This is a genomic window from Paenibacillus sp. FSL R7-269, assembly GCF_000517865.1.
GTDB lineage: Bacteria > Bacillota > Bacilli > Paenibacillales > Paenibacillaceae > Paenibacillus_AQ.
The window spans coordinates 34,951-48,080 of sequence record NZ_ASPS01000097.1 but is presented as its reverse complement, the minus strand read 5'-3'; the positions used below and the strand labels follow the sequence as shown (position 1 = coordinate 48,080).

Below are 13,130 nucleotides of genomic sequence, written 5' to 3'. Positions count from 1 at the left end.
CCCACTCTCACCTTTCAGTCATCCCTGCTTGGGATGCATTGCATTTAGACATTTAGAACAGAAACCGGTGGGACAGGCGCTCAATCCGGGTCAGCAGCTCCGGCAGATGGAACGGCTTAATGACATAATCGTCCGCCCCCATCTGCAGAGCATGGATAATATCCCGCTGGTTATTACGGCCGGTCAGCATAATCACTAGGATGTTCAGCTCAGGATAACTGCTGCGGATCTTCTCCAGCACCTCCAGCCCGTCAAGCCCCGGCATGACACCGTCCAGCAGAATAACATACTTCTCTTCAGGAGCATACCAGTCCGATTCCAGCAGAAGCGCACCGTCCGCATAACTCGTAACCTTCACTCTTGCGTTAGCCCCGGGCTGCCAGGCAGCGAATTGGGTCGTCACGATTCTGCGGATCAGCGGATCATCATCCACAATAATGACATTCAGCAGCGTCTCGCGCTGGCCCAGCAGCAGTTCCTCGCTGTACAGAGTGCTCTGGTTTCTGCCGTTATGCTTGCTGGCATATAGCGCCAGATCGGCTTCCTCTACCAATATATCGGCATCCTGCACCGCTCCGGTGATCTCGGTCACTCCGCAGGAGAACGTTACATGAAAGCTCTCACGCTTGGCCTGGAATTCCCGGGCAGCGAAGACTTCCTGAATCCGCTCCATCACAAGCAGCGCCTGCTCCGCAGGAGTATTGGGCATGAACAGGGCAAACTCCTCCCCGCCATAGCGGCAGAAGGTATCCTCCGTGCGGATGGACTGCTTCACCAGCTCCGAGAAGCTCTGCAGCACCTCGTCTCCCATCAGATGCCCGTAAGTATCATTAACCTGCTTGAACAGGTCCAGATCCAGCAGAGCGAGGGAGAAGGTCCGGCCTGTCCGTCTGAAATCGGCGATCAGCTGCTTCATTGTCTGGTTGAAGTACTTGCGGTTGAACGCCCCGGTCAGTTCGTCGACAATGATGGATTCCTGCCACTCCTTTTTCAGCTCAAAGCGGTTCTTGATCAAGACCAGGAACAGCTCGATGTCTACCGGCTTTTGTATGTAATCCATAACACCCAGCGAATAGGCATACTTCTGAACCTCAATCGAATGCTCGCCGCTGATAATAATGATCGGAATCCGCTCTTTCTTGGCTTTGCCGATAATCTGCTTCAGTACATCAATCCCGCTGCGGTCCGGCAGCAGAATATCAAGCAGAATCAAATCCGGCTTCGTCTCATAAAAAAGCTTCAGTCCGCGTCCGGCCGACAGCGCAATGCTGACATAATAGGACTTACGCTCCAGCGATTCCCGCAAAATAGAAACCAGCTCCACATCATCGTCCACGATCAAAATCTCGAACTGCTGATGGACATTGCCATGGGACAATGCGATCCCCGGAGTCAGCGGAGGCACCGCACCCACAGGCTCCGGCTCCTTAAACAGCTCCAGCAGCGGATAAATATAATCGCCCCACTCTGCTTCCGTCCAGCTTCTATGGTTATCATCCGAGAAATAGAGCAGCGCATTGCCGGAGAACCTCTCTACAGCATCGAGACCCACAGTGCCCGAGGTGCCCTTCAAGTTATGCAGGAAACGGTAGATATCCCTCTCCTCGACTGCTGACTGTTCCGACCATTTGTGCAGCGTTTCTCTGGTACGCTCTTCAACCAGCTCTTTATATTTTCTCGTTGTCATAATAGCTCCTTCAGTCCAGCTTATCCTACAAAAATCCAATAAATCATATTTCACATCAAGTGTCAATGTTATTATAACCTCAGGAAAATGCAAGCTCAAATCTCTGATCAGCCCGACACAAAAGCTTTGGTTGATAACCTATCCTTGATTTGACATAATAATTAAAATCGTTCATTCCGTTAATGCGGCAATGAGCGAAGATTATAGATCATGGATAACGGGAGGCTTTTCAATTGAAGGGGATTATTACTGTACTCGGGAAAGACAAGGTAGGCATTATCGCCAAAGTATGTACATACCTCGCAGAGCACAATCTGAACATTCTGGACATCTCCCAGACGATTGTGCAGGATTATTTCAACATGATGATGATCGTGGACATCTCTGCCCCCAGCAAGTCGTTCGAGGAGATTGTGGAGGAGCTTCAGCAGGTAGGGGAAGACATCGGTGTGGAAATCAAGCTGCAGCATGAGGATATCTTCAATATTATGCACCGGATTTAACCGGCGAGGAGAGGAGTGAGCGCTAGTGATCTCGATTGTAGAAGTTCAGGAGACGAATAAAATGATCCGGGAAATGAACCTGGATGTCCGCACCATTACGATGGGTATCAGCCTGATGGACTGCGCCCATACCGACATGAAGGTGTTCAACCAGAAGGTGTATGACAAAATTACCCGCTCTGCCGAGAAGCTCGTGAAGACCGGTGAGGATCTGGAGCGCCAATTCGGGGTACCGATTGTCAACAAACGGATCTCCGTGACGCCGATTTCGATAGCTGCGGGGGCTGTACATACCGATACCTACGTGCCTGTCGCCCAGATTCTGGACAAGGCTGCCAAGGAGGTAGGCGTCAACTTCATCGGCGGGTATTCCGCGCTGGTGCAGAAGGGCTGTACCAAGGGCGACCGGATTCTGATTGACAGTATCCCGGAAGCGCTGGCGGTAACCGAGAGAGTCTGCTCCTCCGTCAACGTCGGCTCCTCACGCAGCGGCATCAACATGGACGCAGTGAAGCTGATGGGTGACATCATTCTCCAGACGGCGGAGCGCACGAAGGACCGCGACTCCATCGGCTGTGCCAAGCTGGTTGTATTCTGTAACGCAGTCGAGGATAACCCGTTCATGGCCGGCGCCTTCCACGGGGTGGGCGAGCGGGAGTGTGTGATTAACGTGGGCGTAAGCGGCCCGGGTGTGATCAAGCGGGCGCTGGAAGAAGTGAAGGGACAGGACTTCGAGACACTGTGCGAGACAATCAAGCGTACCGCCTTCAAGGTCACACGTGTCGGCCAGCTGGTCGCCCAGGAAGCCTCCAAGCGCCTGAATGTGCCCTTCGGCATCATCGACCTGTCGCTGGCACCTACGCCTGAGATCGGCGATTCTATCGCAGAGATTTTCCAGGTCATGGGCTTGGAGGAAGCGGGTGCTCCAGGCACCACTGCTGCACTGGCCATCCTTAACGATAATGTCAAAAAAGGCGGAGTGATGGCCTCCTCCTATGTCGGCGGCTTAAGCGGCGCTTTCATCCCGGTCAGTGAAGACCACGGTATGATCCAGGCGGTCCAGCGCGGGGCGTTGACTCTGGAGAAGCTTGAAGCTATGACTTGTGTCTGCTCGGTAGGCCTTGACATGATTGCCATTCCCGGCAGCACCAGCAAAGAGACCCTCGCAGGCATCATTGCCGATGAAGCCGCCATCGGTATGGTCAACAACAAGACCACGGCGGTTCGCGTCATTCCGGTTATCGGCAAGGACGTCGGTGAGATGGTCGAATTCGGCGGCTTGCTCGGATACGCTCCAGTCATGGCTGTCAATCCGTTCAGTTGTGCGGGCTTCGTCAACCGCGGCGGACGGATTCCCGCGCCAATCCATAGCTTCAAGAACTAAGTGGGCGTGCAGGCTTAAATGCATTCTGTACATCTAAACCTACTGATTTTCGACCCATTCTGAGTTTAGTTGTATATAGTACATCTATAAGGCCGTTTATTTTTACTACTCACACTTTTAGGCAGATTTAGTTGTACAGACTACATTTAAACGTGGCATGTGTGAATTTTCGCTGTTTTTAAGTGTACGTTCTACAACTATCTCTAAATTTCACTGGGAGCTGAAGACTTACATCGCGGATGATGTGATTTGAATTATTCTTCATATCACCCCTAACAACTAATAAGACACGTTGCCTTCCCGATCAGGGAGAGTAACGTGTCTTTATTAGTTGTTACCGGGCATCAGCGCTGCGGCGGCTCTGACGGTACGGTAATGTGGGACAGCTTCGCAGGGTCCATTAAGAGATACAGGTTCTGAATCCGTTCTCCGCTGGAATCCGTGCTCAGGCAGAGCACGCACTTCACGACTCCCTGATCCGTGAAGATCAGACCCGGCTCACCGTTCAGAAGCCCGCAGGAAGGCTTCCATTCCCGCAAATAGTGCATAACCCGCTTCGAGGTCAGCAGTGCAGTAACTCCCCGGCGGCCGGTCATCGGCCGGAGAATCGTATGCACCTCGCGGCCCCCGCCGTCGGCAACCAGGACCGGATGCTCGCCCAGCAGCTCCAGCATGCTGCCCACATCATAGGAGGTGAACGCGGCAGTGAAGCGGATCAGCAGTTTCTCGGTGACTGCTCCATATCGGAGCGAGGGTAACCGGGAAGCCGGCTCTGTCTGCAGGATTCGCTTGGCCCGGCTGAAGATCTGCCGGCAGTTGCTGCCCGATTTGCCTACCATTCCGGCAATGGCTTCATAGTCGTATTCGAAGGCTTCCCGCAGTACGAATACCGCACGCTCCGTGGGAGACAGGCGCTCCAGCAGCACCAGAAAGGCATACGACAAATTATCCTTACGTTCTGCCGCCGCTTCCGGGCCATCGTATCCCTCGCTTACCGGCTCCGGCAGCCACTCCCCGATATAAGTCTCTCTGCGGCTGCGAGCCGAGTTCAGCATATTGAGGCAGCGGTTCGTCACGCCTTTGGCCACATAGGCTTTGATATTCTGAATGCCGCTCCGGTCCCGGTGCTGCAGCTCGGCGAACATATCCTGCACCGCATCCTCCGCATCAGCAACCACGCCTAACATCCGGTACGCAATGGAGAAGGCATAGCTTTTATAATTCCGGTACATCTCCTCCATACCCGGATTCTCAGCCGCAGGTGTCTGGGCCTGAGCCGTTATTTTACCCCTGTCCACTTCACGCAGCTCTCCTTCCTTACACTCCTGTCCTTATCCTTAGCCGAAGCAGCCCGGGAACATCCCGGTCGTAATGGCAATCCGGTTCCAGCTGTTGATCGTATTGATCGCCATAATCCAGTCTACCAGTTCCTCTTCGCTAAAATGCGTAAGCATCTTATTATACAGCTCCAACGGAACGCCCGCTTCACTGATCAGCGTGACCTGCTCGGCGAATTCCAGCAGCACACGTTCCTTCGCACTGAACAACGGCGCTTCGCGCCACACACTCAGCAGCAGAATATGATCGGCATAGTTGCCCAGCTTCATCAGATCCTTGCCATGCATATCCAGACAGAACGCACAGCCGTTGATCTGGGAGACCCGTATTTTAACCAGTTCATACAGCACTTTATCCTTGCTGCGGCTTCCTGCATGCTGCTCCAGCGCCATCATTGCCCGGAACGCCGGGCCGTTAACCTCACGATAATTCATTCGTAGACTCATATTGGGTCGCCTCCATTGTGGTTGTGTTGCTCTTCATAACTGTAGACAAGATGGAGCCGGATGTTGTGACAAAACATCCCCACAAACTCTCCCCACAAAGTGAAGTAATGCTTCGGAGTGAATTCAAATACTTTGCGGGGACCCCGAAAACATTACACAAAGTGAAGCTTTAGATCGATGATGAATCAGGTACTTTGCGGGGACCCCAAAACTCTGATTTTTTCAAAAAAAGCAGAACAGCGAAATCCGCAGCCCTGCTCTTGTATACACTCTATATGCTCAGGCTCTTAGCCCTTCTCGAAGAGAATAGCCGCCAGCCGGTAAGCAGCGCCGATAACAGGCAGATCCCGGACGAAGTCAGGAAGACTACATGCATCCCCGAGAGGAACAGCTCCGGACGTCCTTCCACCAGCCCGGTTACCCGGTAGCCGGCCTTGCTGCTCATTACATTGAACAGGATCGAAGTCGCTACGGTAATGCCGACGACCATCCCCACATTACGGACCAGCGAATTCACGCTGCCTGCCGAGCCCAGCTGTGTTCGCGGCACCGTGGACATAATCAGCGAGTTGTTCGGTGAGCCGAACATCCCGCTGCCGATGCCGAGCATGGCGATCCAGACACCGACCAGCATAACCGGGCTGCCCTCATGCAGCCGGGCCAGCCCGAACTGGGCTACCACCATCACGATCAGCCCTGCGAAGGTGAGCAGCTCCGAACCGATTTTGTCGGACAACGCCCCGCTTAACGGAGCAACTATCACCATACAGATCGGGTACAGCATAAGCAGGAACCCTGCATCGAAGGGAGACATGTTCAGCATATTCTGCGCATAGAACGGTGCGATAATATTGAAGCAGAAGTTCGAGACGAACACCAGAAAGGCACAGAATATGCTCAATGAAAACAAGGGATTCTTGAACAGGGTAAGTTGAAGCAGCGGCTGAGCACTGCGCTGCTCCACGATCAGGAAGACGATGAAGGTAATTACCGCAGCGGTGAGTGCGGCAAGAATCCGCGTATCCCCGTATCCAAGCTGCTGGCCGAGCAGTAGTCCTGCGAACAGAGAAACAATGAAGACGGCAAACAGCAGGCTGCCGGGAACATCAATCCCTGACTTCACACGTACCAGATCCTTCGGCAGCACCTTCCAGCCCAGCGCAATCGCCAGAATTCCAATCGGCACATTCACCCAGAAAATATACTCCCAGCCCATCGATGATACGATAATTCCGCCCAGGCTGGGCCCCGCTATACTGCCGAGGGACACGAAGGTTCCAATCAAGCCGAGAGCCTTGCCGCGTTCCGTTGACGGGAAAATATCCGTAACAATGCCCTGGCTGTTCGCCATGGTCATCGAAGCGCCGACCGCCTGCACTACACGCGAAGCAATGAGTAACGGCAAGTTGTGGCTTAATCCGCAGAGCAGCGAGCCGAGGGTGAAGACGACCATGCCCAGCTTGAACATCTTGATTTTGCCGGCGATGTCGCCCAGCTTCCCGAAGAACAGAATCACTGAACAGATCGCCATCAGATATCCGGTTGTCACCCACTCCACCTGGGCTACCGGCAGCCCCAGCTCCTTCACCAGCACCGGCAGCGCAATATTCACAATACTTCCATCCAGTGTAGACATAAAAGTAAACAAATTAAGAACGATCAGAATCAGCCAGCGCTTCTTCTGTATCCCGGCATCCTCCTGATAGGTCGCCTCTAAGCTGCTCATCCTATAACACCTCTTGTATCCAATGTAATATAGTTGCACACGCAACAAACTAATCCTACACAGTGTACTGCAAATTAGTTGCGTACGCAACAAAATTACGGTAAGATCTGAGGCATACGGTTTTCTTAGGCAGGCTACCGTTATAATCCTCAGCGAGGTGTCCATTGTGACTTCAAATAAAGAACCGGTCATTGAACCAAACAGAGAACCAAACAGTGAACCGATCAGAGAACCCATCGGGAAGCTGATCTCCCATCTCCACCGTCAGAACCAAAAAATACTGGCCAAGGAGCTGCTTCCCTACGGAATCGGCAGCGGTGGCCAGCATAGCTTCTTGAAGCTGGTGTTGAGTCATCCAGGGATCACCCAGGATCAGATGACCAGCCGGATTAAATGCGATAAAGCGACAACTACCCGCTCCGTCAAGCTGTTGGAGGCCTCGGGATATATCGAACGCCGGACGGACCCGAATGACCGCCGCTCCTTCCTGCTGTATCCAACTCCCCAGGCGCTCGACTTCGCCCCTGTCTTCCAGGCGCTGCTGGACGATTTCAACCGCGAGCTGTCCATGGATCTCACCGAGAGTGAGCTGGATGTGCTGTTAGATCTGCTCCGCAAGGTCACCCGCAACTCAGACCGGCTGAACGGGCAGGGTTGAGTGTATTAATTAAGTGGAGAAAATCAGGCTGTCCTTGCTGTCTCCGGGTTCAGCTGCGAAGCGTGCATCTTGAAGCCTGCCCTCAGCGCGGTATTCACTCGGCAGCTTGCCGACATGCTCCCGGAACAGCTTGCTGAAATAACGCTCATCTCCGAAGCCGGACCGGCAGGCAATTTCACACACCGGGACAGGGGTCTCCAGCAGCAGCGCTTTCGCCAGCTCCAGCCGCATGCGCCGCAGGCACTCCCCGAAAGTCTCACCGGCAAAGCGGGCGAAGCACCGGCTGAAATAGCCGCGGCTCATATGGATGGCAGCGGCAACATCGCCTTGATTGATTTTATCCCCGGCATGGCTCCTCATATAACGCACAGCGGTGATCAGGCAGAGCATCACCTCTTGGCTCAGGCCCAGCTCAATCATCCGGCGCTGGACATGCCCCGCGAACTGATTCAGCCAGACTTGCCAGTGCCGCCAGTGCCGGTTGCACTCTGCCGCCAGCGCAAGCTGCTGCGCTTCCTCCGCTGTAAGCAGCAGCCGGCTCCAGCTCCGCAGCAGCTCCTGGCCAAAGTCCGCCACTGCCTCAGGGTCCGGCTGCTGCATCGCAACCCCGCTGAGGAACAGGTCCCATTCTCTCCGCTCCAGCGTCCAGCGGAGATTCTGCGCCTGTCCCAGCGCGGAAGGGCCGCCCGTCTCCGGCCGTTGCCGCACGGCCAGCGCCTGCAGTTCACCATAGTGCAGCCTCGGGACCGCCTGGCCGCCCGCAGCATAGAACAGCGCCTGACGGGCCGACTGTTCCAGCACCGCAGCGATTCTCTTCAGCGGCTGACCGCGCACCCCCTCCAGCAGCGCCGCTGTCCAGCTTGTCCCAAGCACCGCTCCCACCTCTCCTCCGATCCGCGCTGCATCCACAGGATACGACAGCGGAGACAGCCACATCCCCTGCATAGCATGTAGTGTGGAATTTCTCACCAGAGACAGCGCATACAGCTGCTCTTCCTTTAGTTCCGCCGTAAGCGGCACATAGAGCAGCGCCTTGTCCTCAGCGATCACCCTATGCTCTGCCTTTGCAGGGGTGCTTTTGTTCCCGTCCTCCCACCTGATCCGCTCCACCAGTCTGCGGATGATTTCATCGGCATTCTCCGGCTCCAGCAGCGTCTTGACAATGTAATCCACCGCTCCCAGCCGCAGCGCCTCCTGCACCTCATCGAATTCATGATGGCAGGTCAGCACTACGCAGCGTACCGCGGGATACCGCAGCCTCACCTCTCGGATCAGCTCGAACCCGGTCATACCCGGCATCGACAGATCCACGAACAGCAGATCTGTCTCCTGCTCGCGCAGCAGCTCCAGCGCTGCTTGCCCGTCCCCGGCCTCTCCGGTAATCACCACCCCGAGGGACGGCCAATCCAGCAGTGAGATGAAACCCCTGCGCACCAGACGCTCATCATCTACGACAACAGCCTTAATCATCGAAGTCCTCCTTGCTTTTGATAGGAATAATGATTGATACTGGGTTCCGCTTTTCTCACCGCTCTTCGTGGAAGCGTTTCAATATATAGATACAATACCATATTTTGTTTATTCTGAAAATAAAAAGGCGGAACATAAAAAGAGCTGCTCACAGGCAGAATATCCGCCGTAGAAACAACTCCACTTCTGCTATTAGGTGCTAGGCAAGACTACCCGCCCGACTTCTCTCCCGCTGTCCTCCCTAAAAAGCCGCCCGATTAGCCTCACGGCCCCTCACTCCCGGCTTGAACCGGAACAATCCGCCCGCCTGCGGCCAGCGTTCAAGCTCTTCTGCACTCATGTATCCGCATGCTGTAGTGATGTACAGCTCGTCCAGATTCTCGCCGCCGAATGTGCAGGAGGTTACGTAATGCGACGGAACCTCAATTCTCTCCAGTTGCTCGCCTGTATGGGGATTCCACCGCGAGATACAGCCCCCGCGCCAGTGGGCGACCCAGAGCATGCCTTCACTGTCGATCGTCATTCCATCCGGCCAGCCTTCGCCTTCCGCCAACTGGATGACCGTCCGGCGCCCGCTTACCGAGCCGTCTGCCAGCGAATAATCCATCACATCGATCCCCTTGGTCAACGTGTCAATGTAATACATGACCCCTAAGCTGTCGTTCCAGGCCAAGCCGTTGGAGATGCCGATTCCAGTCAACACCTGCCGGACCTTACCAGCGGATTCCATTACATACAGGCTGCCGTCTCTTCCCGCAAACCTTCTGTTCATCGAGCCGAACCACAACCGTCCACGGCTGTCGCATTTGGCATCATTCAGCCGGTTCCCGGGAATTCCGGACTCCACCACTGCCAGCAGCTCCACAGGCTGATGCTCCATATATCTGTAGATCCCGTCCTCCATCGTCAGAATCCAGCCGCCTCGCTCCGCCGGTACGGCTGCACTTACCTTTCGCTCAAAGGAATGAATATCATCTGTACCCTTGCCAGGGTCATAGAGATGTAATTCATTGCTGTCAACATCCATCCAATACAATCTGCCCTTCCTGTGATCCCAATGAGGACCTTCTCCGAGTGCCGCCTTCGCAGCAACCACGCATTCCATCGTTCCGCTCAATATAAACCCTCCTCGAATAAATACTTTCTATGTACTACTGCCCCTCCAGCCTCCAACCTGACATACACCTGTCCGGTTCGCATGATATGCTAAATGCAGCACAATCCTATGAATGAGGTGACCCATATGAAGTTCGAATGGAGAAAACAAGACAAAGCCCTATACCTGCCTCCTGCCGAACCGGGACTGATTCAGGTACCCGCCTTCCCTTATTTCACCCTGCAGGGTGAAGGTAATCCCAACGGCAGCGCATTCGCGGAAGCAGTCGCTGTGCTGTATTCCTTATCCTACGCAGTCAAAATGCTGCCGAAAAAAGGCCCCGCACCCGAAGGCTACTACGACTACACCGTCTTCCCACTGGAAGGGCTATGGGATCTCAGCGAAGCCGGACGCCGCTCATCCGTTCTTGATAAGAACGAGCTGGTGTACACCTTAATGATCCGGCAGCCGGATTTCATGACCCCGGCGCTGGCCGCTGTAGTCCTGGAGCAGGTCAAGCGCAGTAAGCCGCATCCGCTGCTGGACAAGGCTGTCTTCGCCCGCTGCGAAGACGGCCTCAGTGTACAAATGACGCATATCGGCTCCTATGATGATGAACCGCACAGCTTTACCAGAATGGAGCAGTTCTGCGCTGCTCAAGGACTGCTGCGGGAGTCTCTCCTGCACCGCGAAATCTATATCTCGGATGCCCGGCGTGCCAGCCCGGAGAAGCTGCGAACCGTGCTGCGGTTCAAGGCCGCCCGGCAGGATTAACGCTACATTTTCACCGTGTTCCGTACTATTGAGCTCTTATGAACCTCCAGCACCTCCCGGTACTCCACCGTCTCAATCTCGCAGCCGGGGCCGATCACAATACTTCCGCCCCGGACAGTCTGCGCCTGTGTATGCTGAAGCTCAATCTGATCCCCTTCGATCAGCCGGGCCGTGAAGCTCAGCTTCTTCCCGGGTCTGAGCAACGCGCCGGAACGGCTGCGCTTGATCGAGATCCTGCCGCCGCCGACCGTATCCGCTCTACAGGGACCGAACAACGTCAGGTCGAGCTTCTCCGCATTGAGCAGTCCGCTGACCTCCAGGATTCCGGTAAGCTGCACCTGCTCTGCTTCACAATCGCCCGTAACTATAATCCCGCCGGTCAGCTTGATATCCTCAATCCGCAGCCCGCCGCCTGCCGTAAGCTCTCCTTGTCCGCGCAGGCTGGCTGCGTCCACCCGGCCCTTGACCTCACACTCTCCGGTGATTTTGATATCCTGCGCCCGAAGATTTCCCTTAACCGCAACCTCTCCGGTTTGCGCCAGCTTATGGCAATCCACATCTCCGCCAAAGGTACATTCTCCCGTCACCTTCACATCCTTAAAAACTCCGCCGACAGAGCTCGAAGTCCCGAGTATCTTCAGATCATGACGTTCTACCGCTTCATTCACCGATCTTCTCCTCCTCTCCCACCTGGGCACCGGGATGTACAGTCAGTCCCGATCTATACTCCACCCGGCCAATCGAGCAGCCCTCTCCGATAATAACCGTCCCGCCTCTAACTACATCTGCACTCGCGTATTCCAGATCTAGCGTATCGCCCTCGATGAGCTTGGCCCGCAGCCCGATTTTGAGCTTAGGAATCATCCCGCCTAATAGTCTGCCCCAGGCTGCATTGCCTTTTTTGCGGATCACCAGGCTCTCTACGCCAATCTCCCCCGCCTCAGACTGCCCCTGTAGCCCGAACTCAATCCGGCCCGCACTGAGCAGGCCCCCCACCGTGAATACCCCTTCACCGGTCAGCTCCTCCAGTTCACAATCGCCCTTCAGCTTCAGCATCCCGTCCATTACACAGCGCTCTCCCCGCAGACTACCCTCTGCATTCACCACTCCATTCAGCTTCATTTCACCAACCTGCAGATTGCCCTTCAGATTGAGGGTTCCGTTCATCTCCAGCTCATCGGCCGTGAGGTCGCCCTTCTGTTTCATCACGCCGTCGCAGCTATAGGTATGTGCGTGGAGCGCTCCGTTAATTTTACTGACGCCGTTGATATTCACGCTGTGATATCTGCCCCCGGCAGCCGTGTTGACCCCATCCATCACCAGATCCGGCAGTTCACTCTTCTCCATGGTCCAGCCTCCTCTAGTTTACTATTCCTTGCTCTATAAGCCGCCTTCACTCAAGCGCCCATTCAGTAGTTCCGCCAGATCGGCAGAACGAAGCCTGCTCACCACCCGTACCCCCTCATCGAAGGCCAACCCCGCGCCCGGCAATGCCATAATGAAGAAGCTAACCCCCATCTTCCGCACAAAAAACAGCTCCCACCCCTTCTCCCCGTATCCCGGCGCATGACTCTCCAGCGTCTGATAGAGCCGGTCTGCTTCCTCCCAGCTTAGCTCCCCCTTGCTGAGCAGCCCATCTGCCGCGAATACATTCAGAATCTGCTCGAAGGTCAACGGTAAATCCTCAGCCTCCGGTCTACCGAACCGCTCCAGACTGCTAACCGTAACAATGTTACGTTCTTTTAGCTGGGATACGGTTAACCTTATTCTGTACGGGGATGCCGGCTCTGACAGCTTATCTGCCAATTCATCCAGGGAGAGATCATCCTTCTTTTGTAAAATATGCTGCACCCGCCCCAAAATCCGCGCACGCGGAAAAAAGGTTTCCTGTCCCGTAAAGGTAGATTTGCGGATGAACCATTCCTCAGGAATCAGCTGCTTCCGCTTCCAGCGGTACAATTGCCCGTAAGAGATTCCCGTCTCATCGAGCAGCTCTTTTTTGGAGATTAAATCCTCTTCCATATCACCACTCCTTGCATCTATCGTAA

At 54.8% G+C, this 13,130-nt stretch carries 13 protein-coding genes; 4 read left to right on the top strand and 9 right to left on the bottom strand.

The window, feature by feature from the left end; genetic code table 11:
• Nucleotides 1–52 precede the first annotated feature (52 nt).
• On the bottom strand, nucleotides 53–1,687 hold the full coding sequence (locus C162_RS29460) for a GGDEF domain-containing response regulator (RefSeq protein WP_036700811.1): 1,635 nt from the start codon (nucleotides 1,685–1,687) through the stop codon (nucleotides 53–55).
• Nucleotides 1,688–1,920: 233 nt separating this feature from the next.
• Here C162_RS29460 and C162_RS29455 point away from each other — a divergent pair, with 233 nt between their 5' ends.
• Entirely contained in the window at nucleotides 1,921–2,190 is a 270-nt protein-coding gene (locus C162_RS29455) for an ACT domain-containing protein (RefSeq protein ID WP_036700808.1), read from the top strand.
• Between the two features lie 25 nt (nucleotides 2,191–2,215).
• Nucleotides 2,216–3,574 carry a PFL family protein gene (locus C162_RS29450; RefSeq protein ID WP_036700806.1) on the top strand — a complete coding sequence of 453 codons (1,359 nt, stop codon included), beginning with the start codon at nucleotides 2,216–2,218 and terminating at the stop codon, nucleotides 3,572–3,574.
• A 344-nt stretch (nucleotides 3,575–3,918) separates the two neighbouring features.
• Here C162_RS29450 and C162_RS29445 read toward each other — a convergent pair whose 3' ends face one another.
• The 3 genes from C162_RS29445 to C162_RS29435 all read right to left on the bottom strand — a co-directional run bounded on the left by C162_RS29445 (nucleotide 3,919) and on the right by C162_RS29435 (nucleotide 7,084).
• Nucleotides 3,919–4,815 carry a sigma-70 family RNA polymerase sigma factor gene (locus C162_RS29445; protein ID WP_051494041.1) on the bottom strand — a complete coding sequence of 299 codons (897 nt, stop codon included), beginning with the start codon at nucleotides 4,813–4,815 and terminating at the stop codon, nucleotides 3,919–3,921.
• Nucleotides 4,816–4,911: 96 nt separating this feature from the next.
• Entirely contained in the window at nucleotides 4,912–5,358 is a 447-nt protein-coding gene (locus tag C162_RS29440; protein WP_036700804.1) for a carboxymuconolactone decarboxylase family protein, read from the bottom strand.
• Nucleotides 5,359–5,629: 271 nt separating this feature from the next.
• The gene (locus tag C162_RS29435) at nucleotides 5,630–7,084 is read right to left on the bottom strand and encodes an MFS transporter (protein ID WP_036700799.1); all 1,455 of its coding nucleotides are present in this window, start codon (nucleotides 7,082–7,084) and stop codon (nucleotides 5,630–5,632) included.
• Between the two features lie 166 nt (nucleotides 7,085–7,250).
• On the opposite strand from C162_RS29435, the gene C162_RS29430 reads away from it, so the two are divergent.
• Nucleotides 7,251–7,742, top strand: a complete 492-nt coding sequence (locus C162_RS29430; RefSeq protein ID WP_235218567.1) for a MarR family winged helix-turn-helix transcriptional regulator — start codon at nucleotides 7,251–7,253, stop codon at nucleotides 7,740–7,742.
• 9 nt (nucleotides 7,743–7,751) lie between these two features.
• Here C162_RS29430 and C162_RS29425 read toward each other — a convergent pair whose 3' ends face one another.
• Both C162_RS29425 and C162_RS29420 read right to left on the bottom strand, forming a co-directional pair.
• On the bottom strand, nucleotides 7,752–9,212 hold the full coding sequence (locus tag C162_RS29425; protein ID WP_036700787.1) for a response regulator transcription factor: 1,461 nt from the start codon (nucleotides 9,210–9,212) through the stop codon (nucleotides 7,752–7,754).
• A gap of 241 nt (nucleotides 9,213–9,453) precedes the next feature.
• Complete coding sequence (locus C162_RS29420; RefSeq protein WP_235218566.1) at nucleotides 9,454–10,329, bottom strand: SMP-30/gluconolactonase/LRE family protein; 876 nt, start codon at nucleotides 10,327–10,329, stop codon at nucleotides 9,454–9,456.
• A 126-nt stretch (nucleotides 10,330–10,455) separates the two neighbouring features.
• Between C162_RS29420 and C162_RS29415 the strand changes: the two genes are divergently transcribed.
• Nucleotides 10,456–11,082: a GyrI-like domain-containing protein gene (locus C162_RS29415; RefSeq protein WP_036700983.1), complete on the top strand. Its 627-nt coding sequence runs from the start codon at nucleotides 10,456–10,458 to the stop codon at nucleotides 11,080–11,082.
• A 2-nt stretch (nucleotides 11,083–11,084) separates the two neighbouring features.
• On the opposite strand, the gene C162_RS29410 is transcribed toward C162_RS29415, so the two are convergent.
• Genes C162_RS29410 through C162_RS29400 form a run of 3 tightly spaced genes read right to left on the bottom strand, consistent with a single transcriptional unit; the run spans nucleotide 11,085 to nucleotide 13,104 of the window.
• On the bottom strand, nucleotides 11,085–11,750 hold the full coding sequence (locus tag C162_RS29410) for a hypothetical protein (protein ID WP_036700780.1): 666 nt from the start codon (nucleotides 11,748–11,750) through the stop codon (nucleotides 11,085–11,087).
• Nucleotides 11,743–12,429, bottom strand: a complete 687-nt coding sequence (locus C162_RS34755; RefSeq protein ID WP_051494026.1) for a hypothetical protein — start codon at nucleotides 12,427–12,429, stop codon at nucleotides 11,743–11,745. The genes C162_RS29410 and C162_RS34755 overlap by 8 nt, the downstream gene beginning before the upstream one ends.
• Before the next feature lie 33 nt (nucleotides 12,430–12,462).
• Nucleotides 12,463–13,104: a DUF4004 family protein gene (locus C162_RS29400; RefSeq protein WP_036700777.1), complete on the bottom strand. Its 642-nt coding sequence runs from the start codon at nucleotides 13,102–13,104 to the stop codon at nucleotides 12,463–12,465.
• Between the last annotated feature and the right edge of the window lie 26 nt (nucleotides 13,105–13,130).